The 21,771-nt window shown below is 41.3% G+C and carries 22 protein-coding genes; 8 read left to right on the forward strand and 14 right to left on the reverse strand.

The window, feature by feature from the left end; translation table 11 throughout:
• Nucleotides 1-5: 5 nt before the first annotated feature.
• On the reverse strand, nucleotides 6-926 hold the full coding sequence (locus P8F77_RS09920) for an NYN domain-containing protein (protein ID WP_287519942.1): 921 nt from the start codon (nucleotides 924-926) through the stop codon (nucleotides 6-8).
• A gap of 22 nt (nucleotides 927-948) precedes the next feature.
• Nucleotides 949-1,794, reverse strand: coding sequence for a hypothetical protein (locus P8F77_RS09925; protein ID WP_024727495.1), 846 nt, complete (start codon nucleotides 1,792-1,794; stop codon nucleotides 949-951).
• Between the two features lie 184 nt (nucleotides 1,795-1,978).
• Here P8F77_RS09925 and P8F77_RS09930 point away from each other — a divergent pair, with 184 nt between their 5' ends.
• Nucleotides 1,979-2,977 (forward strand): spore photoproduct lyase family protein, encoded by a 999-nt coding sequence (locus P8F77_RS09930; RefSeq protein ID WP_287519944.1) that lies wholly within the window; start codon nucleotides 1,979-1,981, stop codon nucleotides 2,975-2,977.
• A 22-nt stretch (nucleotides 2,978-2,999) separates the two neighbouring features.
• On the opposite strand, the gene P8F77_RS09935 is transcribed toward P8F77_RS09930, so the two are convergent.
• From P8F77_RS09935 to fliB, 3 genes are read right to left on the reverse strand one after another with little or no spacing between them, the layout of a single operon-like run.
• Nucleotides 3,000-3,383: a GGDEF domain-containing protein gene (locus P8F77_RS09935; RefSeq protein ID WP_024727493.1), complete on the reverse strand. Its 384-nt coding sequence runs from the start codon at nucleotides 3,381-3,383 to the stop codon at nucleotides 3,000-3,002.
• A 23-nt stretch (nucleotides 3,384-3,406) separates the two neighbouring features.
• On the reverse strand, nucleotides 3,407-3,610 hold the full coding sequence (locus tag P8F77_RS09940) for a hypothetical protein (protein ID WP_287519946.1): 204 nt from the start codon (nucleotides 3,608-3,610) through the stop codon (nucleotides 3,407-3,409).
• Entirely contained in the window at nucleotides 3,603-4,712 is a 1,110-nt protein-coding gene (gene fliB, locus P8F77_RS09945; protein WP_287519948.1) for a flagellin lysine-N-methylase, read from the reverse strand. Before fliB ends, P8F77_RS09940 begins: the two co-directional genes overlap by 8 nt.
• 157 nt (nucleotides 4,713-4,869) lie before the next feature.
• Between fliB and truA the strand changes: the two genes are divergently transcribed.
• Nucleotides 4,870-5,619, forward strand: coding sequence for a tRNA pseudouridine(38-40) synthase TruA (gene truA, locus P8F77_RS09950; RefSeq protein WP_148458799.1), 750 nt, complete (start codon nucleotides 4,870-4,872; stop codon nucleotides 5,617-5,619).
• Nucleotides 5,620-5,625: 6 nt separating this feature from the next.
• On the opposite strand, the gene P8F77_RS09955 is transcribed toward truA, so the two are convergent.
• On the reverse strand, nucleotides 5,626-7,119 hold the full coding sequence (locus P8F77_RS09955; RefSeq protein WP_270430573.1) for a L,D-transpeptidase: 1,494 nt from the start codon (nucleotides 7,117-7,119) through the stop codon (nucleotides 5,626-5,628).
• Between the two features lie 160 nt (nucleotides 7,120-7,279).
• Here P8F77_RS09955 and P8F77_RS09960 point away from each other — a divergent pair, with 160 nt between their 5' ends.
• Nucleotides 7,280-7,456: a DUF1540 domain-containing protein gene (locus tag P8F77_RS09960; protein ID WP_081723827.1), complete on the forward strand. Its 177-nt coding sequence runs from the start codon at nucleotides 7,280-7,282 to the stop codon at nucleotides 7,454-7,456.
• 167 nt (nucleotides 7,457-7,623) lie between these two features.
• Here the strand turns inward: P8F77_RS09960 and P8F77_RS09965 are convergent, their stop codons facing one another.
• The 3 genes from P8F77_RS09965 to P8F77_RS09975 all read right to left on the reverse strand — a co-directional run bounded on the left by P8F77_RS09965 (nucleotide 7,624) and on the right by P8F77_RS09975 (nucleotide 8,957).
• Nucleotides 7,624-7,863 (reverse strand): DJ-1/PfpI family protein, encoded by a 240-nt coding sequence (locus tag P8F77_RS09965; RefSeq protein WP_347256054.1) that lies wholly within the window; start codon nucleotides 7,861-7,863, stop codon nucleotides 7,624-7,626.
• 61 nt (nucleotides 7,864-7,924) lie between these two features.
• Nucleotides 7,925-8,542 (reverse strand): hypothetical protein, encoded by a 618-nt coding sequence (locus P8F77_RS09970; RefSeq protein WP_287519951.1) that lies wholly within the window; start codon nucleotides 8,540-8,542, stop codon nucleotides 7,925-7,927.
• 76 nt (nucleotides 8,543-8,618) lie between these two features.
• Nucleotides 8,619-8,957, reverse strand: a complete 339-nt coding sequence (locus P8F77_RS09975) for a hypothetical protein (protein ID WP_287519953.1) — start codon at nucleotides 8,955-8,957, stop codon at nucleotides 8,619-8,621.
• A 151-nt stretch (nucleotides 8,958-9,108) separates the two neighbouring features.
• Between P8F77_RS09975 and P8F77_RS09980 the strand changes: the two genes are divergently transcribed.
• From P8F77_RS09980 to P8F77_RS09995, 4 genes are all read left to right on the forward strand, one after another.
• The gene (locus tag P8F77_RS09980; protein WP_287519955.1) at nucleotides 9,109-9,795 is read left to right on the forward strand and encodes a response regulator transcription factor; all 687 of its coding nucleotides are present in this window, start codon (nucleotides 9,109-9,111) and stop codon (nucleotides 9,793-9,795) included.
• An 8-nt stretch (nucleotides 9,796-9,803) separates the two neighbouring features.
• On the forward strand, nucleotides 9,804-10,841 hold the full coding sequence (locus tag P8F77_RS09985) for a HAMP domain-containing sensor histidine kinase (RefSeq protein ID WP_270430578.1): 1,038 nt from the start codon (nucleotides 9,804-9,806) through the stop codon (nucleotides 10,839-10,841).
• Between the two features lie 104 nt (nucleotides 10,842-10,945).
• A complete protein-coding gene (locus P8F77_RS09990; protein ID WP_287519958.1) occupies nucleotides 10,946-11,629 on the forward strand; it encodes an ABC transporter ATP-binding protein in 684 nt (227 codons plus the stop codon).
• On the forward strand, nucleotides 11,626-13,434 hold the full coding sequence (locus P8F77_RS09995; RefSeq protein WP_287519959.1) for an ABC transporter permease: 1,809 nt from the start codon (nucleotides 11,626-11,628) through the stop codon (nucleotides 13,432-13,434). Before P8F77_RS09990 ends, P8F77_RS09995 begins: the two co-directional genes overlap by 4 nt.
• Nucleotides 13,435-13,678: 244 nt before the next feature.
• On the opposite strand, the gene P8F77_RS10000 is transcribed toward P8F77_RS09995, so the two are convergent.
• Nucleotides 13,679-15,115: a sigma 54-interacting transcriptional regulator gene (locus P8F77_RS10000; protein WP_148458802.1), complete on the reverse strand. Its 1,437-nt coding sequence runs from the start codon at nucleotides 15,113-15,115 to the stop codon at nucleotides 13,679-13,681.
• Nucleotides 15,116-15,321: 206 nt separating this feature from the next.
• On the opposite strand from P8F77_RS10000, the gene P8F77_RS10005 reads away from it, so the two are divergent.
• Nucleotides 15,322-16,698 (forward strand): hypothetical protein, encoded by a 1,377-nt coding sequence (locus P8F77_RS10005; protein ID WP_024727482.1) that lies wholly within the window; start codon nucleotides 15,322-15,324, stop codon nucleotides 16,696-16,698.
• A 116-nt stretch (nucleotides 16,699-16,814) separates the two neighbouring features.
• Here the strand turns inward: P8F77_RS10005 and rpoN are convergent, their stop codons facing one another.
• The 4 genes from rpoN to P8F77_RS10025 are packed head-to-tail and all read right to left on the reverse strand — an operon-like array spanning nucleotide 16,815 to nucleotide 21,771.
• Nucleotides 16,815-18,122: an RNA polymerase factor sigma-54 gene (gene rpoN / locus P8F77_RS10010; RefSeq protein ID WP_287519960.1), complete on the reverse strand. Its 1,308-nt coding sequence runs from the start codon at nucleotides 18,120-18,122 to the stop codon at nucleotides 16,815-16,817.
• Nucleotides 18,123-19,511: an AMP-binding protein gene (locus P8F77_RS10015; RefSeq protein WP_287519961.1), complete on the reverse strand. Its 1,389-nt coding sequence runs from the start codon at nucleotides 19,509-19,511 to the stop codon at nucleotides 18,123-18,125.
• Nucleotides 19,512-20,711, reverse strand: a complete 1,200-nt coding sequence (locus P8F77_RS10020) for an acyl-CoA reductase (RefSeq protein ID WP_148458806.1) — start codon at nucleotides 20,709-20,711, stop codon at nucleotides 19,512-19,514.
• On the reverse strand, nucleotides 20,701-21,771 hold the full coding sequence (locus tag P8F77_RS10025) for an acyl-protein synthetase (protein ID WP_270430585.1): 1,071 nt from the start codon (nucleotides 21,769-21,771) through the stop codon (nucleotides 20,701-20,703). The genes P8F77_RS10020 and P8F77_RS10025 overlap by 11 nt, the downstream gene beginning before the upstream one ends.

Here is a 21,771-nt window from a genome sequence, read left to right on the forward strand (position 1 = left end):
CGGTATTATTTTTTTGAAAATGTTACTTTTGTAATATTGTTCTTGCTCTCCAGCTGCATGCCCGGGATGCTCCGCACATATGAGCTGAACCGGTTGTATCCAAAGTCCTGCACCTTAAAGTTCTCATATTCTGCATAAATTTTATTTGCAAGATCAGACAGATCAAGCCCCTTCTTTCCTGTATTTTTCACCAGCGCCGTCACATAGTGGTCCAGCTGTTCTTTCATGTCAATATCTTCTCTCAGAGAAACAGTGACAATATTGCCATCCTTTATCAGCCTGAAATGATCGAATTCTTCCAGAAATTTAGAGAGCAGACTGTAGCCATAGCTCCTCACATCAAAGTCCGGATATCTCTTTAACAGCCTTGTCCCGATCTCTCCCAGCGTCGTCTCTTTATCGCTGTTCTGATTGTCAGTGATGATAGAATGGATCGCTGCCTCGATATCCTTGCGGCCAATAGGTTTGCTTTCCTTTTCCTCTTTGTCCTCGATCAGGAGTTCCAGGTTTGTAAAAACATCACACGCTTTACGGAAAGCCGGGGGAGTCTTCCCCTCACCCATGCCGATCACAGTGAGTCCTGTCTCTCTGATCCTACTGGCAAGCCTCGTAAAGTCGCTGTCACTGGAGACGATACAGAAGCCGTCCACCCGGTTGGTGTAAAGGATATCCATGGCATCGATAATCATTGCTGAATCCGTCGCATTTTTCCCCTGTGTATAAGAAAACTGCTGGATCGGCGTGATGGAGTTGGCCAGCAGTTCCTCTTTCCAGCTGGCATGAAGCGTACTTGTCCAGTCGCCGTAGATTCTCTTGTATGTAATGTTGCCGTACTGGGACAGCTCGTCCAAAATCGGCTTGATATATTTTGCTGATATGTTGTCAGCGTCGATTAAAAGAGCAAATCTTTTTTCCTTCTTTTCCATACTTATATTTCTTTCTCCCTTTTCAGTAATACCGTTTTATATACTGCAGTGCCATATAATCCATGATCCGGATCGTGAGCAGTTTCCCCCGTTTCATGATCGTTTCCACGTTCTGCCGGCTTTTCTTTGCGGTCACCGCAATGTTGCTGGAAACATTTTTAAGAATGACAGCTTCTTCTCCTTCCTTTTTTTCGCCAGTGATGAAGATCGGTTCCTGGACATAAACGTTCTTCTTCCAGGAGATCGTCTGTTCCGGCACTTTTGCGATCTTATCAACCATCTGTTTCGCAGGCCCAAAATTCTCCTTCAATGTCAGCAGCCTGAGACCATGATTTTCAAATCGTATCCACGTCCTGTTCTCAACAAACGGGTACAGGATCTCTGCGATCAGCTGGAGACGATTCTGGATAGAATTCTGTGCGCTCAGCATGTCCTTGGAGACATTCAGAAGATAGTTTGCCATGCCGTCTTCTCTGGAAGAATGGATCCGCAGCCTCTGTGTCTTCTTCTTTGCAGCAGTCTTCATGGCCTCTTCTGCCCGGTCATAGGCTGGTCCCTGCTGCTGCGCAGAAGTCCCTTCCTCTATCCGTACCGTCCACTCTCCGATTCCGATCCCTCCGGTGACGGCGACCGGATAACACATGATCTCAAAAAGCCGGAAATAAGAGGCTGCGGACATTGAAGATGTAAACAGGCCCTGAAGTTCGTCATGCCTTCCGAAGATCACCGGAAATATCATGCTATCCACAAAAAGGCTGTTCAGCTGCTCCGCCACTTTGGTCAGATAAATCTGAAGATTCTGCTCCTCTGCGGGCTCATACCTCATTCTCTTTTTTATATGTATCATCAACGCTGAATATTCATCCAATTTATAACTCCCATCATTTTACATGCAAACAAATCTGTTTTCATTTATTATAACATAATAAATCTGTTTTAACTAGAAAATTTTCTATTATTTCCAATGAAATCCTTACCAAAAATCAGACAACAATCAATATATCTCGTTTTTTTCTGGAATACTAAAACAAATACGAAAAGGAGAACTGCTTATGAGATTATTTACCGCCGTATATCATGAACCAGGAATCTTTGATTATCCCCTCGGCCGAAAATTAAAAAGAGATTTTGCGGATCTGCCCTGGCATGAGATCAAAAGCCATAACCGGATCGAAGAGATGACCCAAAGGCCCAACAGCGATTTTCCAAAAATGAAACGCTTCCTGATCATCGGCACAAGAAAAACCCACCGATATACGGAAAACCATAAGATATCCGATTATCTGGTCCCATTCACCTCGTCCGGATGCACTGCCATGTGCCTTTATTGTTATTTGGTATGCAATTATAATAAATGCGCCTATTTAAGGCTTTTCGTAAACCGGGAAGAGATGATGGAACGGTTGATAAAGAACTCAAAAAAAGGAGCTGATCCCCAGACATTTGAGATAGGCTCCAACAGCGATCTTGTCTTAGAAAATATGATCACAGGCAATCTGGAATGGGTCATACCTGCTTTCGCCCGTGAAGGGAGAGGACAGATTACGTTTCCGACCAAATTTGCATCTGTAAAACCTTTGCTCGGCCTTGACCATCAGGGAAAAACCATTTTTCGAATGAGCGTCAACCCTCAGGAGATCATCGACCACATCGAACTTGGAACCTCACCTCTGGATCAGAGAATACGGGCAGTCAACGCTATGTGTGAGGCCGGATATCCCGTAGGAATACTAATCGCTCCCATCATTCTTAATGATGGATGGAAAGAAAAATACATGGATTTGATCAATCAACTGGCCGACGGGCTTACAGAAAAAACAAAAAAGGCGATGACCATAGAGATGATTTTTATGACTTACAGTTTTGTACAGAATGCTATTAACAAAGAGGCATTTCCGGAGGTCCCGGACCTCTATGACAATCAGTCTATGTCCGGAGGCGGAAGAGGAAAATACCGCTACCGGAAGGAACTGCGTCTGGAAGCAGAGTCGGTGCTGACAGACTATGTGAGTCTGCGTCTTCCGGAAGCAAGACTGGTCTATGTCTGCTGAGGCAGTTTACTTGTTTTTAATTTTACACAGTTTCTTCCGCCTCCTCAGCACCCTGCCCAAATAAGAATACGAGAAATTCTTCTCCGCCATAACGGATCAGGCTTCCTGACCTGTTCTGCACTTCCTTCTCCAGGAAGCCTGCGAAAGTTCTCAGGCACTGGTCTCCGGATATATGTCCAAACCGATCATTATATTGCTTAAAATAATCAATATCAATCATCATACATGCAATGTTTCCGAGCTTCTCTTGTACGGTCTGGAACTGTTCTTTTAGGGAAGTTTCCAGATAACTGCGGTTAAAAAGCCCGGTCAGACGGTCACGGATCACCTGTTGATTCAATTCCTTATTGATCTCGGCGATTTTTTGATACTGTTCTCCGATAATAATACGGTCATATTCTGACAAAACCCGGTTCCGATATAGAGTGATCAGAAATATGCGGTTCTTCTCGGTTTCAAAAAAACGCCTCCCGGAAGTGTCGATATCGAATAGAGCATCAAAATCTGACAGCCCAAAATAAGCAGCTGAAAAATCGTATGAGTTTTAAAAATATTGGCGGTCAGGTTCTGTTCAATTTGAATCCGGTAAGCAGAATCTGCCGGAAACCCCAGATATTTTTTTATCTTATTCATAAGTTCTCCCTGTCTCTTCAGATAAATATGAACTTCTGAACACTGCAGATACCATCTCTGACAGTCTCTGTGTGTCAAACATGTCTGAAAACAAAATTTGTTCATTGACTGCTTCCATATTTTCTTCCGAGTATTCTATTTCTTTTGAGTACAGACGGGCAATTTCCAAAGACGTCAGGCTCCCCTCTCCCGAAGCCGCAGCCTCTGTCCCCCGGACAGCCAAACAACTGAAAACCGCAAATTTAACCTTATCCAACAGCTGAAAATCATAAACGGATCTTAAAAAATACCGGTATATAAAATACACCATCAAATGTTCATAAAAGATTCCGTCAAAATCAGAAAAACAAATGTCTCCCTCCCGAAACATGAAAGATGCCTGGCTTAAAGCCTGCTTCCACTCGGGGGTGAGAATCTCCAGATCCAGAAGAAATTCCAGACATTCCGTGAACCATTCTCTCAGACCGATCCGCGGCTTTTGTACTCTTTCTTTCGTCTTCCATTTATGTATATGCAGATACATGGCCTCCATATCATCGCGAATGTAATCTTCCTGAAAGACAGCTGCCGCCGACAGCGTCTGTCGCAAACGTCTCTCCAGCGTCTGCTCCCTGTCCTGAAGCAGACGGATGATCAAGTCTCTTGCCAGCGTAAGCGGCTCCAGCCAGGGCTCCTCTTCTTCCGTTTTTTCATTCAAAACTTTATCAAAAAACCGGACCTTTTTCTGATTGGTTAAAATCAGCCTTGCCGCCTCTTCGCACACGAGCCCCAGCCCCGCTTCCTGCCGGCTGCCATAAACTTCATAGAACCGTGGATGGTCTGTACAGATCTGGCAGAGGAAATCTTCTCCCAGATGAATGTAAATATCGCATAAATTCTTTTGATTTAAAAAAGGACATCTTCTCTCCTCCATGAGAAAATGATGAGGACAGGAAGAGCTGACAGATCTCATGAGACGGTCTCCGAATGATCCTTTCACGAGGGTGTACTTTTCATAGGTCTCATCGTTCACAGTGATATCCCATCCCGCGCAGCAGCTGTCTGTGCAGTCAGAACCTATACATTTAAATTTGTCATAATAATCCGGTATCCGAAACTTCATCTCTCCTCCTGATATTTTCTGTCCTCTATTATATCATAAATTCCCTGCGCATCTGTACACAGCCTGCAGCAGAAACTATGATTTGTATTTTTTGGCATCTTCCCCTATAATGAAGTCCAGCAGATTAAAAAATCCCGCACAAAAAGGAGTACAGGAAATGATGAAACGCAATATCCGCCTGAAAATAGAATATGACGGCACCCGCTATCAAGGCTGGCAGAAGCTTGGCAAAAATGTAAACGCCAACACGATCCAGGGAAAATTGGAGTCGGTCCTCTCGAAAATGACCGGGGAATCCATCCAGGTTATCGGTTCCGGCCGCACAGATGCCGGCGTACACGCCTGCGGACAAGTCGCCAATTTCCATACAGACTGCGGCTTCTCCTGCCAGGAGATCAAAGAGTACCTCACGAAATATCTGCCTTCCGATATCGGACTTCTGACGGCAGATGAAGTCTCAGAGCGCTTCCACAGCCGGCTGAATTCAAAACAAAAGACATATCAGTACCGCATCGCTGTCCCCGGCACCGTGAATGTTTTTGAAAGAAAATATCTGTGGAAGTATCCAAAAACACTCGACATAGAAAAAATGAACAAGGCAGCCTCCTTCTGTCTAGGCACCCACGACTTTTTAGGATTCTCTTCTGTAAAAAAGACAAAGAAATCAACTGTGAGAACGATCTCTTCTATTGTGATTGAAGAAGGTCACCGGGAAGTCCGGATCAGTTTCACAGGCGACGGCTTCCTTTATAATATGGTCCGGATTCTGACCGGAACACTGGCTGAGGTCGGTGCAGGAACCAGAGATCCTGAATCTATCCTTCATGTCTTTCAGTCAAAAGACCGGAAAGATGCAGGTATCACCGCCCCGCCCCAGGGTCTGTTCCTGATGAATGTTGAGTATTAAGAACACTTAATAGTGGATAAACACCGGATCTCCGCTCTCCACAAGTTTATATATGGCCGCGGCGTCTGAGAGCTGAAGGTTTACACACCCGTGGGAACCGGTCACTTTATATCTGCTCGGAGACCAGAGACCCCAGTCGCTCCTCTTGCTCCAGTGGTATCCGGTTCCGGTCCACATGATTCTGACCCAATACTTCGTGTCTACACTGTAATCTGCACCAACCAGAGTTTTGGTCAGCCGTTTTTCCTTCACGTAGTAAGTTCCGGTCCTTGTTATGCGGTCAGGAGTCGGTTTCCCCGTAATACAGTTTGCAGAAAATACTCTCTTGCCGTTTTTATATACAAATACTTCCTGGGCGGACAGATCTACCTCACTGTAATTTTTATGATCCCAGTCATTCTGGGGATTTTGATAATCTTTCCGATAGGCCTTATTAAAATAAACAGGTTTTAATTTTGCAGTCATAGCTTCCTGATTTTTATCCGACGGATCTTTTTGGTAAGCCTCAATCAATTCCTTTGACGGCACTTTCTTCAGCAATTTCAGGACTCTGGCGATCTCCTTGTCGTAATCGATCCTCCATCCGTAATCTCCGCCTTCTACTTTTATTTTCTTGCCTGAATGAGTCGTAAATTTTCTGGCAATACCTACCGTTTTATACTTAAGACAGAATTTTTCCACCCAGTCTTCCACGGCAGTTTTGTTAAGCTTCACCGTATGTTTTTTCGTGTTGACCTTGATACAGTCTTTCAAAACCTCAGGTGTCATCGTCTCTTTTGTATTGTCTCCCATGTCCCATTGGATCCAGTGCAGCAAATACTGATTATATTTCTCCTGCATCCTGGTAAGTTCGGCGTCATCGATTCTGAGTCCGGGTTCTTGATACACACCGGGATATGTCTTTTGGTCCATCAGGTCCATAGAAGGTTTCAGCCCCTTTATGGCTTCCGATATCTGTCCCAGAAAGGCCTTCTGATCCAAAATATTTCCTTCTAATTCTTTTTTCAGCACACCATACTTTTTCTCTTTGGAGTATTCGATCGCTGCATCTTCGGGCTTCATCAGCTTATAGCCGTCATCCCCGGTCACCAAAACCGATTTTTTTACAAGAGCCGAGAGCTTCTTCTCTGAAAAATCAATCGTGTCCTTTAAATTTCTCTGTTCCTTCTTCATAAAAGAAAAAATGACACTCTGTTTATGCTGCTTTTGATACAGTTTTTCCACCGACTCCAGAGACTTTACCTTTAAGTCAATATCCCTGCCTGTGATCGTTAAGGTTCCTTTTTCCCTGCCTTTTACAGTAAGTCTGTAACGGTCTGCAGTCTGTTTGAGCTCATCCAGCGACTCTTCATAGGTCATTCCGGATACTTTGAGGCCGTCGATTCTGCTTCCTGGATACCACCGGTCTTTATAATAAATATGTACTGCTGTGAGTGCTGCAATGACGACCACCGCCGTTGCACCCATTATATATAAATATTTTTGTTTCATTTTTGCCATATTTTTCTCCTGTCTTTAAGCTGCATTTACCTTTTATGGCCTGTTTTTGCTTGCCACGTATAAGGATAACGAACATTTTATTTAGTGTCAACATGTTATGTATCCTTTTTTAGATTAAGGAGATACTAAGGTTGTATCATAAATTGAAAGGAGCTTTGTTATGAAATCAAATGAAAAAAACGATTGTATCGAGTGTACAATAAATAACTGTGCCTACCATGCAGGCGACGTTGACTACTGTACTTTAGAGACAATCAAAATCGGAACTCATGAGCCTAATCCAACAACAAAAGAATGCACTGACTGTGAATCTTTCGCAAACAAATCAGGATGCTAAGATGATAACATCCACCAACTCATTTTCTTTATTCCTTTAAGTTCGGAAACAGCAGAAATTTTATAATAAAATTTCTGCTGTTTTTCATTACGCATCTGTGCACAGCCCGTGGAGAGTTTTTTATTTTTCAGGAAAAGCTTTCACACATCAGCGTGACAAGATCTTTCTTAAAAAATAAAAAGAGGGCCTGCATTTTCATCTCTCCACGCCATCCCGCCGATCAGGATCAAAGCCTCATATTCATCCCGGACGGAACAAATATCATAATCAGGCAGAACATGAAAACCTCCGATAGATGAAACCTTGTCTTTTATCAGGGATACTGTTTTAACCTCATACCTGCTGTCTCCCAGCATATAGAGAGCAGAGGACAGATAGGCAGACTCCCAGTCAGCATATTGATCCAATAAAACAAATAATGCCGCCTATTTCATAAAACCTTCTCCTTAAATTCATCGATTTCTCAAATTATATCCGTTGTATATGGAATGCAGTCGTCTGAGGTATCACAGAAGGCGTCTGAAAATTTGCATGAGTCACTTTCACCATATTTCCGGGCTGCAGATCACGCAGTCTGATCGGCAAACCGAATTGGTTAGTAAATGTAGTTGAATTTGTGATCAAAAATCTGTTTTGACTGTTGATATTCCTTGGATTTTCCGTAACGATAAAATGGTTGTCAAAATCAATTAAAACAATCCTTCCTGTTGTCACCGAGGATGGTCGCTGAGGCGGCAATGGCGGCCGCGGCGGCAGAGAAATCCTTTGTACAATCACAGAAACGGCACTGGACTGAGGCGGTATGCTTCTTGTCATGCGTGATGAAAATATGACATTCACCCACATTCCCCTCTGAATACAGCATATACACATGCTCTGTCCAAAAGAATTTAAGATCACCGTATTCCTATTTAAATTTAAACGTATATAATGAATCGAATCAGACCGATTTCTTTCCGGGACAGAATAAGATATCAAAATACTTCCAACTGAATTATTAACACAAGAAGTCTCTTCCACGAAAGCGTTGTTGATCCGCATCAGATTTCCTTGTTGAATCAATCTCCCACGAGTATTGTTATCCATAAAAGTTTCCAACTACTGTTTTACTGTATTATATTCATAATTTGTCGGGTTGTTCAAATAGTATTATAAAAACAAATTATGCCTCAATGTTTACTAATCCAACAGAGTTCATCACTACATCAAATGGTGCAGTATTAGAAATATCAAAACAAAAATCCCATGTAACAGAAAAGCCCGGGCTTTCCGTCTCCGCGGGAATATTTTTAGCCTGTGCCGCCTGTGCAAGACAGAATAAAACTTCTCCCTCGTCCGGATCTTCCGCATAAAATCCCACCTGCCATAACTCATAGCTTTCTTTTAATCCTCTAATCTCCAACAAAACCGGTATGATCATTTTTCCTCCGTCTGTTTTTGATGGCTGAAGTGTGGTGTCATATCCGCCCTCCGTCACGTCGACCTGCTGTCTCAGATCCACAATCGGTACTGGCGGTTGAGGACAATGTGGGCAAGTTTCAAAAACTGATTTTATATTACTGCTTTCATCCTTTATTGTTTTTATTGGGTCAAACTTATATAATGTATCGTATAGATTCTGAGAGAAGGTGTCGGAAAGGACAGTGTAAAAAATGAAACGTATATTCTTTGTTGAAGACGATTTAAGTTTAATCAGCGGTTTATCCTATGCCATGAAAAAACAGGGATATGAAATAGAGGTTGCCCGCACAAGCAATGAAGCACAAATTTTATGGGCAAACGGTACATTTGATTTAGTTATTCTGGACGTTTCACTCCCCGATGGTTCCGGCTTCGAACTGTGTAAAAAAATACGTGAATCATCCAAAGTGCCGATTATGTTTTTGACTGCGGCCGATGAGGAAACGGATATTATCATGGGCCTTGATTTAGGAGGCGATGATTATATTACAAAGCCATTCAAGCTTGCAGTATTTTTGTCAAGGATCAATGCCCTGCTCCGCAGAAGCAGTAATTTTACTCAGGCAAATACTGAATTAATCTCAAACGGAATAAGAGTACAGCTTCTGAAAATGGAAGTCTATAAAAACGGAACACAGATTGTTTTAACCGCAGGCGAATATAAATTGCTCTGTCTCTTTATGGAAAATCCGAATATTGTTCTCTCACCGGAACAGATTCTGAGCAAACTCTGGGATTATGATGACAAGTTTATAGAAAGCAGCACTCTAACTGTGTATATTCGCAGACTCCGCACAAAAATCGAAGATAACCCCAGAGAGCCCCAAAAAATAGTGACCGTCCGGCGTATGGGGTACAAATGGAACACAATGGATTGAGGTGCAGTATGAAAATATTAATAAATAGAAAGATTAAATTATTTTTTTGTTGGGAATTGCTGTTTATCACAGTATATACTCTTCTCTCCACTGCTTTTATAGGTTTGAAAACCGGAAATGCGGCATCTTATATATTGGCTGCTTCTTTGTGTATGAGTATCTCATTATTAGTAACCGCCTATTTGTACTTCAGGGAACAAAATAAAATAATGGAGGATGCCGTCACACAGATCAGAGCATATATTTCCGGAAACCAGAATGCACGCATCGAATGTAACAACGAGGGAGAATTATACAGGCTCTTCCATGAAGTAAATTCTTTAGTGTCTATTTTAAATGCCCATGCTGAAAATGCCGGAAAAGAAAAAAGGTTCTTAAAAGACACTATTTCTGATATTTCTCATCAGTTAAAAACCCCTCTCGCTGCCCTCAATATCTATAACGGCATCCTTCAGGAAGAAACAAAAGACATGCCTGCGATCAAAGAGTTTGCAGATCTTTCGGAACGGGAGCTGGACAGAATCGAAATCCTTGTACAAAATCTCCTGAAAATCACAAAACTTGACGCAGGAACGATTGTAGTAGATAAAAACATGGAAAATGTGTCTGAGATGATGAACAATATAAAAGATCACTACCTGTACCGCGCCCGGCAGGAGGAAAAAGAAATACATCTGTCCGGGGATGACAGCATTTCATTATTATGCGACCGTAACTGGCTGATTGAGGGCATCGGCAATCTTGTTAAGAATGCTTTTGACCATACAAAAAAAGGCGATAGGATCTGTATAGAATGGAAACAGTTCCCGTCGGTTGTTCAAATTTCCATAAAAGATAATGGCAGCGGTATCCACCCGGAAGATCTGCACCACATTTTTAAAAGATTTTACCGCAGCCGCTTTTCTAAAGATACACAGGGCATCGGGCTGGGCCTTCCGCTTGCGAAAGCGATTGTTGAGGCACACAGTGGAACCATCGAGGCTGGCAGTGAATTAGGGGTTGGAACAACCTTTACGATCAATTTCTTAATTCCTACAAAATTGTAGGCTGTGTGTCATCTTCCGGTAGTATTGGAGTGATATTCTATCTATAGGAAAAAAGATTAAAAAAAGGAAATATCCTTGACTTAACAGAAAGGAGTGTTTATCCAATGGACTTATTGGAAGTTAAAACAATTTCTAAAACTTACGGCAGTGGCGAAGCTGCCGTACACGCACTAAAAAACGCTGCTTTTTCCGTTCCGAAAGGCGAATTTGTCGCAGTCGTCGGCGAGTCCGGCTCCGGAAAAAGTACACTTTTGAATATGATAGGAGCACTTGACACACCAACCTCCGGGAAAGTATTGATTGACGGTAAAGATATTTTTGCAATGAAGGAACGCAGCCTGACAATTTTTCGCCGCAGAAATATCGGATTTATTTTCCAAAGTTTTAATTTAATTCCGGAATTGAGTGTTGAACAAAACATCATATTCCCTGTATTGCTTGATTACCAGAAACCCGATCAAAATTATCTGGAAGAAATTCTTACTGTCCTCAATCTGAAAGAACGCCGCCACCACTTGCCCAGCCAATTATCCGGCGGCCAGCAGCAGCGCGTGGCGATAGGCCGTGCTCTGATTACTCGTCCTTCTCTTATCCTTGCAGATGAACCAACAGGTAATTTGGACTCACAAAACAGCAGTGAAGTCATTGCTCTGCTAAAAGAAGCCGCAAAAGTATATGAACAGACCATTGTTATGATTACCCACAGCCGCAGCATCGCACAGTCTGCAGACCGGATATTGCAGGTATCTGACGGTGTCCTGACCGATTTTGGGAGGTGCCGCGAATGAAAAGCTATCTTAGCCTGATCCCAATTTCCGCAAAAGTACACAGACGGCAAAACCGCATGACGCTGCTCTGCATCATCTTTGCCGTATTTTTAGTAACAGCTGTTTTCAGCATGGCAGACATGGGTGTCAGGATGGAACAGACAAGACTGATGAAGAAACATGGCGGACTGTCACTTCAAAATTTAAGCGGCAGTGCCATGGGACAAACGATCTATCTGGCAGCTGCAGTATTATTTGTCCTGATTCTGATAGCCGGAGTGCTGATGATCTCAAGCAGCATCAACAGCAACGTAGCTCAAAGAACAAAATTTTTCGGAATGATGCGCTGCATCGGAATGAGCAAACGTCAGATCATCCGTTTTGTCCGGCTGGAAGCACTGAACTGGTGTAAAACTGCAGTTCCGGCAGGACTTATACTTGGAACCGTGTCTACTTGGGGTTTGTGTGCCGCTCTGCGTTTTATTGTCGGAGAGGAATTTTCTGATATCCCTCTGTTTGGTATCAGCATCATTGGAATTATCAGCGGGATTATTGTAGGAATCGTCACAGTACTTTTTGCTGCAAGATCCCCTGCGAAACGGGCAGCGAAGGTATCCCCTGTTACTGCTGTTTCCGGAAATTCTGAAAGTACAAAAAACATACACCGTGCAGTAAATACACGTTTTTTTAAAATCGAAACTGCCTTGGGCATCCATCACGCAGTATCAGCCAAGAAAAATCTTATACTCATGACAGGGTCCTTTGCCCTCAGCATCATTCTCTTTTTAAGTTTTTCGGTTCTTATTGATTTTGTCGGCTGTCTTATGCCTCAGTTATCCAGCACCCCTGATCTCCAGATTTCAAGCAGCAGTTCTAATTCAATAGACGAAAAATTGCTTGACAGAATCAGCGGTATGGAAGGAGTAAAGCACGTTTATGGACGCAGAAGCATTTTTGATATTCCCGCAGAATTAGACAGGGAAACAAAACTTTCAGACAAAACTGATATAATTTCTTATGATAACTTTGATTTAGACTGCCTTACAAAAGATGATGTATTAAAAAAGGGCAGCGATATTTCAAAAGTATACGGAGACAGCCATTATGTTTTGGCAACCTGGGATAAAAAAAGTCCTTTAAAAATCGGTGATAAAATACAGGTAGGGGCATCAAAATTAGAGATCGCAGGCTTGTTAAAATATGATCCGTTCAACAGTGGAGGCAGTACAAATAAAAAAATAACGCTAATTACTTCCGGAAAAACCTTTCAGCGGCTAACCGGTGTTTCAGATTATTCTCTTGTAATGATACAGACCACAAAAGACGCAACCGATGACAATATCAAAGCCATCCGCAATATAGCAGGCAGCAAATATAAATTCAGTGATCAGCGCAGCCAGAGCACTTCCGGCACTTATACTGCGTTCGTGCTGTGCATCTACGCATTTTTGGCAATCATTACTTTAGTGACAGTATTGAATATTGTAAACAGCATTTCTATGAGTGTCTCTGCAAGAATCAAACAATACGGAGCAATGCGGGCAGTTGGCATGGATGAACGACAGCTGACGAAAATGATCGCTGCCGAATCGTTTACTTATGCTTTATCCGGCTGTATTGCCGGATGTGCGTTCGGCCTGCTTCTCAGCAAAACAATGTACGATATGCTCATCACTTCACATTTCGGTTATGCTGTCTGGAGCCTGCCTGTCAAATCTCTGATCCTTATACTTCTGCTCGTTTCGTTTTCAGCCGCTGCCGCAGTTTATGGGCCGGCAAAAAGGATTCGGAATATATCTGTTACGGAGACTATTAATGAGCTGTAAGATCACCGCGGCCTGTTATGCAGAAAGTTAAACAATAAAAAAATTTATCCAGCAGGAGGCCCCTGCTGGATATTTTTGCTGAATCATCAGTGAATATTTCCATCATCATCTCTATTCCAGATTGCATGTGCTGGTCTATGCATAAAGGTCATAAGGGTTCATTTTGGGTTCTGCTAGCGCCGGAAAGTCCACATTCAATATATAGCTTCGCGTGGTTACATGGCATTTCCTGTGCCTATCATCACTAATTTTGTTGTGTCCATCCTTGACCTTCTCCTTCTTTTAAATATGCTTCATATTTTTTTCGTTTTCGTACAAAGGTTGATGGATTCATCCCTAAACTCTTAGCTGCGTCTCTTACATTTCCGCACTTTTCATAAGCTTGATTCATATATTCGGCTTCAATTTCAAGCAAAGTTTGAGCAAGATTATTCACTGGCTTTAACATCTTTCCTTCCGGCTGTGCAGCTTCTCTTTGGCTTACGATCGGAATGGCATCCGGCTCGATTTCATCTCCATTACTAATTATAATGGCTCGCTCAACGATATTCTTTAATTCTCGAATATTCCCAGGCCAAGCATACTCATTTAAAATATATTTACTGCTATCTGAAAACTTTTTTTGAAAGTTATACTTTTTATTTAATTTATCCAAAAAAGATTCTGCCAGTGCCATAATATCATTTTTTCGTTCCCTAAGCGGAGGAATATAAATTGGAAATACCATCAATCGATAATATAGGTCCGCTCGGAATGTTTCTTGCCGCATCATCTCTTCAAGATTTCTGTTCGTTGCAGCAATGATTCTTACATTGATCTTTATCGGCTTACTTCCACCAATTCTTGTAATCTCTTGTTCTTGAATGGCACGAAGCAGCTTCACCTGCATCGCCAAAGGAAGTTCTCCAATCTCATCTAAGAAAATAGTTCCTTTATCTGCCAATTCAAATAATCCAATCTTTCCCGTTCGGTTGGCGCCTGTAAATGCACCTTTTTCATATCCAAACAATTCACTTTCTAATAAATTTTCTGGAATGGCTCCGCAATTAACTTTGATAAAGTTCTCATCTTTTCTGGAACTATTCTGAAAGATATAGGTCGCAAATACTTCTTTTCCAACTCCGGTTTCTCCTTGCAGCATCACGGTCACATCAAGTGGTGCTACTTTATCCGCCTTAAAAATGGCATTCAATGTATTCTCATCTTGTGCGATGATATCCTTTTTCAAAAGTCTATCCTGCATATGCTCCAGATTTCGACGCAAACGCTCCTCTTGCTGCTGCTGTTCTTCTACCTGTTCTTTTAAATAGTGTATTTCCGTCAAATCACGTACATTGGTCACTACCATAACAATATTTCCATGTTCATCATAGATTGGGGAGCTTGTAATAATTGCTTTTTTCCCAGTCTTAAATTCCTGTGGCAACGTTACCACTCGATTCTCTCGAATAGCCCTTAAGGAACCTGAGATCGATATGAGCCCTTCTTTCTCAAGATCCTTCATATTGCGACCCATAACCTCTTCCTTTTTTAATCCAGAAATCTGTCCGTAGGCACGATTAATCATCACGGTATTCGCATGTCCATCTGTAATATAAATTCCATCAAAAGAATGTTCAATGATCGCTTCTAAGCGTTCCAAAGTTTCTTCTTTTGTCCGAAATAAATTAATTTTTTTCATTATAGCATCTCCTTCCTATTTTTCTCTTCTGTCTAATTTTTTCAACCCTATTATCTACGTATTGATCCATTTTTGCAACACGTTTCAAAAATGATTCGTATTTTGTTTTATTTTTAACACAAAACCAAGGTTCTAAGGTTGGCACCTTTTTTGCTTCTTATATCATTAGCAAATAAATTTTATTATACGAAGAGGAGGAATATAATATGGCATTAAAACGTAAAGAGGGTATGGAACAGCCATACATACCCGCTGGTATTTTTAAGATCAGACTTCCATTCATTCACTATCGTTGGGAACTTTCTGAATGTCTCCAAGCTATTTTAATGTGTGCAACCTGTCTTGGGGCGATCCCAATCCTGGAGCAAGTCTTAGGCGTTCCATATGAAATCGCATGGAGCATGGTTATTCTTAACGGTTTTTTATACAATCTACACACTCTGCTTGGTGACCCGGTGGTTCCAGGTTGGATTACACCGGCACTTCCCTTGATTACTGCATTTTTGACCCAATCTCAACAAGGGCCTGAGCGAATCAAAACATTGATTGCACTTCAAATTGTAGTTGGACTTATATTCTTAAGTATGGGTCTGAGTGGAATGGCAGGAAAGATCATTGGATTGATTCCAAATGCGATTAAAGCTGGTATCTTATTGGGTGCTGGATTTTCTGCGATAATGGGTGAATTCCAAACAGGAGGAAGATTTGGATTATACCCTATCACTGTTGGTATTGGCTCTTTGATTGCTTATTTCTTGCTCTTTTCCTTGCTATTCCGACGAACGAAGGAAAAAAGTAAGTTTTGGCACACAATTGGAAACTTTGGGATGTTACCAGCGATCATCATCGCTGTTATCATTGGACCTTTATCTGGAGAATTACCAGCACCAAACTTTGTGCTTGGATCTATCATCAAAATTCCGGATATCGGAACGATTTTCCAAACTTTGAGTCCATTTGGAATTGGATTTCCTTCCATCCAAACCTTTATCTCTGTGATTCCAACAGCAATTGCTGTTTACATCATTGCATTCGGTGATTTCGTTTCGAGTGAACAGTTGATTCGTGAGGCAGATGAAATTCGTACCGATGAGAAGATTGACTTCAATTCAAACCGTTCAAATGTCATCAGTGCATTACGTAACTTAGTGGAAGGATTCTTCTGTCCTTATGTTGTATTAAGCGGCCCATTGTGGGCAGCTGTTACCGCAGCCATTTCTGAACGCTACAAAGAAGGCCGTGAATCTATGGATTCCATCTACAGTGGAGTCGGTACCTTCCGTTGGATGACATTTATCTGTGTCGCATTGGTTCCTGTTGCATCTTTTGTACAGCCAATCCTCCCGGCTGCATTGTCACTTACATTAATTGTTCAAGGTTATGTATGTTGTAAGATTGGCCTTAGTATGATCGGCACTGATATGGAACGTGGTATCGCAGGAGTTATGGCTGCTATCCTTGCCATCAAGGGTGCTAGCTGGGGACTTTGCATTGGTATCATTGTTTACATCTTAGTCAATGGAAACTTCAAGAACCCTGTTCTTGAAGAAAATTCACCAGACGCAATCGAAGAAACAGACTAGATAATCTTCATTTTCAAATTCAAGATAAGGTAGAATCGCCAAGGTTATAATCAATTCATGACCTTGACGATTTTTCCTTTTATGGTCCCAAGTCTTAATCGATGAGCTAAAAAGCTCTACCATCCGAAACTTTCACTATCTTTCCTCGAATACGTCCCCAAGATCCCCATCTCTTTTCGATACTTCGCCACCGTTCTTCTCGAGATCTTCATCTCTTTTTCCAACAACAACTGAGATATCTTAAGATCACTATATGGCTTTTTGGGATCTTCCGACTGGATCAACTTCCAAATTGCCTCCTTGATATCATCTGCTGTATTCCACTGATTCCCGAACGAATAGGAAGATGCAAATAAGTCCTTGATCGAGACGGTTCCAAATGGGGATTGAATATATTTCCCTTTGGAAGCACGGCTGACAGTAGAGACATGCATCTGTGTCTCATCTGCAACATCCTGCATACACATGGGTTTTAGCTTTCCGCCCTTAGTAAAGTACTCTTTTTGCTTCTTAAAAACAGCCCATACAATCTTTGTAATAGTCTGTCTTCTCTGTTCGATACTTGCGATGATAAAGCGGCTTCTCTCATACTTTTTCTGAAAATATTCTTTCAATTCCGGATCTTCGATTTCCTTCATCATCTTTAGATAATAGTCATTCAAAGAATACTTTCCTATCCAGTTATCGTTAAGTTCAATCTTCCACTCATCTCCATTTCTCTGGATGATGATATCAGGAACAATGTACTCTGCCTTTTCATATGAATATCCACTAAAAGGTCTTGGATTGAGTTGCTGGATCTGTTGAATATACTTTCTTGCCTGCACTGTTGAAAGACCCAAAGTTCTTGTGATCGAAGCAATATGCCCCGTCGCCACATCGCTTAAATGTTCTAGGATAATTTTCTCAAGATCATCATCTAACAATCCTTTTCGTTCCAACTGCAGCATCAAACATTCTTCTAGGTTTCTTGCAAAAACACCAGCTGGCTCTAGATTGATCAATGCATCATGACACGCTTTGATCTCTTCTAAAGGGACACCAAGATTATCACTGATTTCTTCTAAAGAAACATGCAATAACCCTGAATCTTCAAGACAGTCTATCAGATATGTCATAATATCCAGTTCCTTTCTTGTAAATTGTACAAGATGCAATTGCTCCATAAAAAATGTTTTTTTGTCTCTGGGAGATTCGTCTTTGATCTCTGGTCTCTCAGTCTCTCGGTAGCCGCCTGCATTTCCACTTAACATCTGTGGACTTTCACTTTGTGGTTTATACTCTAGCAATGGGTTTTCTGCAAATTCATTTTGCAAAAATTCATCCAACTCATAATTATCCAACGACAATATATTCAATGATTGTAATTGAAATTGATTCAGTTGTTGTGATAACCCCTGTTGGAGTTCCAACCCATATGCCATCTACATTTCCTCCAATTCTCTATAATGTATCTTTCCAGAATGATTCAACGGGATACTGTCGATCTGCCTCACTTGAAGCACTCCATCATTCATCTTTATTTTTTTACTAATAAAGTCAACGATTTCTTCTGAACAAAGACCAGCTCCTTTTTCTACGAAGATATCTAATCGATCATCCACACCAGTACAGGCAAAACAAACATCCTTATATCTTCCTTTTAAAATCTGCTCAATTTCATCAAGATTGACCCTGCTGCCAAGGATCTTTAAAAATCGTTTTTTCCGCCCGGTTATATAGTAAAATCCATCCCCATCTTTTCTTGCCAGATCCCCTGTGTATAGAACGCCATGACGCTCATCTTTTTTTGCCAGATCCTCCTTACACTTTGCATAACCTAAAGTTACATTTTTCCCTTCATAAACAAGTTCACCATCCACAATAGAGAATGCTCCACCTGGAATCGGTATTCCAATGCTTCCTGCTTTTTCCAGAACACGTTCTGGCGGAAGCCAGGACATTCTAGCCGTAGCTTCTGTCTGACCATACATAATCACGAATTTAACGCCTGCTTTTTTCGCATATAACGCAAATTCCTTTTGCAAAGCCCTCGAAAGTTTTCCTCCAGCCTGTGTCATTGTTCTAAGAGACGGTAAATCCATATGAAAAAATTGAATTCGCTTTAACATCTCATAAGTAAACGGAACTCCTCCGAAGGAAGTTGCCTCTTCTGCCTTAAAATACTCCCAAAATTCATGTTCAAACATGGTATGTTCGGTTAATAAGATCGTTGCCCCACAAAGAGTATGACTATTTATAATCGACAAGCCATAAGTGTAATTCATAGGAAGTGTCGAGATTGGACGCTCTTTTTCATTTAACTCTAAGTATTCCACGATGGATTCTGCATTGGACTGAATATTTTCATAGCTTTGACGGACTAATTTGGGACTTCCAGTACTTCCTGACGTCGTCAGTAAAAGAGCTAAATCCTCATTTAACTTCGTCTCCGTTTCCTTTGAAATATCGTACAGGTTATATCCATATGCCTCATATACCAATTGTGTCCTTTCATCTGGAGAATACCCCTGATGTCCTTTTGGTGCAAACACATAGTCTGGTTCATAATGGCAGATTAAATCTTTTAACATATTATAATCCATTTTGCAATCTAACAAAAGAGGGACCACTCGATTTCGAAGACATGCTATGTATCCAAGAACAGAACCTGCGGTATTTTGACATAGAAGAAACACCAGCGTTCTTTTCTCCATATGTGTTCCCATCTCCTTGCAAAAGCAATCCAACTCTCCATATGTCACTGATCCTTCCTTCTCTGATCTTAAATAGATCCGATCCTTATCTAATACTTGTTCTTCAAAAAAATACATTTAGTCTCCCCTTCTTTCTACTGTACAAATCACGCGTGACAGATGCTCTATCACATTTATTCCATCCCACATATAGTCTAAAGAAAGTGCTTGTCCCAATGGAACGATACGGTCTCCACCTTTAGCTCCAAATTCTACAATCCTATCTTGCAATTCCTTTGGCGAAACACCAGCATACTCTATAGTTTGAATCTTTCGATTTAAGCTTGGCATCAATTCCTCTAGATTTTGAATGATACATTGATAAAAGCAACCAAATCTCCCATCATACTGTTCTGGATTTCTAGGACATTCTTGCAAATCTGCCACATAGATTCGATTATCATAAAAACGAACCTTCTCTATTTGATCGGTTTCCATGATGTTTAGACAGACTTCTTCATATTTACGACTAACTTTCCATGGACTTAATTCATATCGTTTTGCGGTTTCCATACATTGCTCCCACCACGTTTCAAAACACTTTCTGTCTTCCCCTTTCCAAACGATCAACCTTGGACTAGAGCATGCATTTTGATCCATAGCAAAGGTATCATTATAAAACTGATAAGAAAGCTGCTGAAGCTCTTCTTCTGATCGTTGTTTCATCCATTCTGTGTCAATAACTGCAATGGAATATCGGTCTGCAAATTCAAGTTCTGTCACACCAGGCCTCACTGGAATCTTGCGAAGTTCTTCAATGGCTTTATCTCCACCCCAAATAATCCTTCCATCACAAAGATTTGTATAGGTTTCAATACAGCCATCTCCTCGTTCACAAGTAAACAGTAACGTATTTTCATAAATATCCTGATACCTTTTCTGCTGCATTACCTGCTCGATCATCTGGCACAATGGAAGACTATCTTCCATGACTCGACTTGAAATCCGAATGACATTTCCATTTCCAGCCAACATACCAAACACCATGCTATACGCAAACAGCGTTGGTATATTTGACGGTGCAATGTGAAATATCATTCCCCATCCAAGTCTGCTTTCTCTATCATTCAGTGCTTCTTTCCATGACTCTAAATGTTTTCTTCGACACCAGAATGCAAAAGCCGCGCAGTCTTCTCGATTTCTTGTCATGGGATTGCTGCGAATTTCCCTGGATAAATCCTCCAAAAAGCATAACACACTTTCTTCTAAAAGGGTTCTCCCAACGATTTCAGATCCTTTCCAGCCTCCTGCTAATCTAATGATTGTTTCATCCTTCATATGTATCGCTGCACCCCCTGACCTCTGCGTGCTGCATTCTTCCGGTCACTTTAAAATATTTTCCCTTTTTCCCACAAGGACAATCATCGATTCCAAGTAAGATTCCCTGATCTTCTGTTAAGATCGAATGCCCTGGATATGATCTAGCCATCGGTGACAGTACCTGGATCGTTCCTTCCGTTCCAATTTCACAAACCGAAAAATCCTGCATGTTTCGAATCAAAATATCTGAATATGTGCTTGCATGGAGATGACCATATTCACATTCTAAGTAAATACATCCCGTCTGCTCTGCCATTCCATAATAGTCATATACCTGTTTGATCTCACTGACTTCCTGAATACCTTTTTTAAAATCCTCCATTGATACCGCTTGTGCCTGCAACTTCTTCCAACCGCCTCCATGGATCATGATCCCATTGGGAATCGAAAGTTTTTTTTCACTTTCTTTTAACGCACCATAAAAATACTTCCAGATCATATAGGTAAAGCCAAAGACTAAAATGGGACCATTCTTATATTTTTCTAAAAATGCTTCGATTCCTTTGACATCTAGATTCATATCCTTGTTAAAGGCATACTGGTGTCTGGAAGATACAATGGAAAATCCTAAGATTCCAGCTCCTCTTGCAGAAAACATATTCCGATCTTGCAGCACCTCTGGAGAGTCTGCGATCAGCATTGGAATTCGCCTCTTTCCAATCACTTCTTCCATAATTCGGACTAACGTTTTTTGTTGGTTCGCTGCTGTTTCCTCATCTAAATAGATTTCCGACACCTTCTTACCTGTTGTTCCTGAAGATGTAATTACCTTAAAAACATCCTCTTCCTCCACACTTCGAAGTTTCATATCCTTAAATGCAGATACTGGCATCATAGGGATTTGACTCATCGATGAAAATGCCTCTGGAACCTGAAGGACGCTTAACAACTTTGCATAGGCTGGACAATGTTCTTTATGGTATGCAGTCAATTCTGTAAAATAGTTATAAAACCACACCTCTTTTTCTTTTTGTGAAACACCAAATGGTTCCTGTTTTAATAGCTCTTCATATTCCAC

The sequence above is a fragment of the Anaerostipes sp. PC18 genome, from assembly GCF_039789045.1.
In the GTDB taxonomy this organism is placed as follows: Bacteria; Bacillota; Clostridia; order Lachnospirales; family Lachnospiraceae; genus Anaerostipes; species Anaerostipes hominis.

Bases quoted from the DNA above. Each gene is read 5' to 3' on its own strand.
- P8F77_RS09980 (WP_287519955.1), top strand. From the start codon at position 9,109: ATGAAACGTATATTCTTTGTTGAAGACGATTTAAGTTTAATCAGCGGT.
- P8F77_RS09930 (WP_287519944.1), top strand. From the start codon at position 1,979: ATGAGATTATTTACCGCCGTATATCATGAACCAGGAATCTTTGATTAT.
- P8F77_RS10000 (WP_148458802.1), bottom strand. From the start codon at position 15,115: ATGAAAAAAATTAATTTATTTCGGACAAAAGAAGAAACTTTGGAACGC.
- P8F77_RS10005 (WP_024727482.1), top strand. From the start codon at position 15,322: ATGGCATTAAAACGTAAAGAGGGTATGGAACAGCCATACATACCCGCT.
- rpoN (WP_287519960.1), bottom strand. From the start codon at position 18,122: ATGGCATATGGGTTGGAACTCCAACAGGGGTTATCACAACAACTGAAT.
- P8F77_RS09920 (WP_287519942.1), bottom strand. From the start codon at position 926: ATGGAAAAGAAGGAAAAAAGATTTGCTCTTTTAATCGACGCTGACAAC.
- P8F77_RS09970 (WP_287519951.1), bottom strand. From the start codon at position 8,542: ATGGATAACAATACTCGTGGGAGATTGATTCAACAAGGAAATCTGATG.
- P8F77_RS09940 (WP_287519946.1), bottom strand. From the start codon at position 3,610: ATGAATAAGATAAAAAAATATCTGGGGTTTCCGGCAGATTCTGCTTAC.
- fliB (WP_287519948.1), bottom strand. From the start codon at position 4,712: ATGAAGTTTCGGATACCGGATTATTATGACAAATTTAAATGTATAGGT.
- P8F77_RS10015 (WP_287519961.1), bottom strand. From the start codon at position 19,511: ATGTATTTTTTTGAAGAACAAGTATTAGATAAGGATCGGATCTATTTA.
- P8F77_RS09955 (WP_270430573.1), bottom strand. From the start codon at position 7,119: ATGGCAAAAATGAAACAAAAATATTTATATATAATGGGTGCAACGGCG.
- P8F77_RS09960 (WP_081723827.1), top strand. From the start codon at position 7,280: ATGAAATCAAATGAAAAAAACGATTGTATCGAGTGTACAATAAATAAC.
- truA (WP_148458799.1), top strand. From the start codon at position 4,870: ATGATGAAACGCAATATCCGCCTGAAAATAGAATATGACGGCACCCGC.
- P8F77_RS09990 (WP_287519958.1), top strand. From the start codon at position 10,946: ATGGACTTATTGGAAGTTAAAACAATTTCTAAAACTTACGGCAGTGGC.
- P8F77_RS09985 (WP_270430578.1), top strand. From the start codon at position 9,804: ATGAAAATATTAATAAATAGAAAGATTAAATTATTTTTTTGTTGGGAA.
- P8F77_RS10020 (WP_148458806.1), bottom strand. From the start codon at position 20,711: ATGAAGGATGAAACAATCATTAGATTAGCAGGAGGCTGGAAAGGATCT.
- P8F77_RS09995 (WP_287519959.1), top strand. From the start codon at position 11,626: ATGAAAAGCTATCTTAGCCTGATCCCAATTTCCGCAAAAGTACACAGA.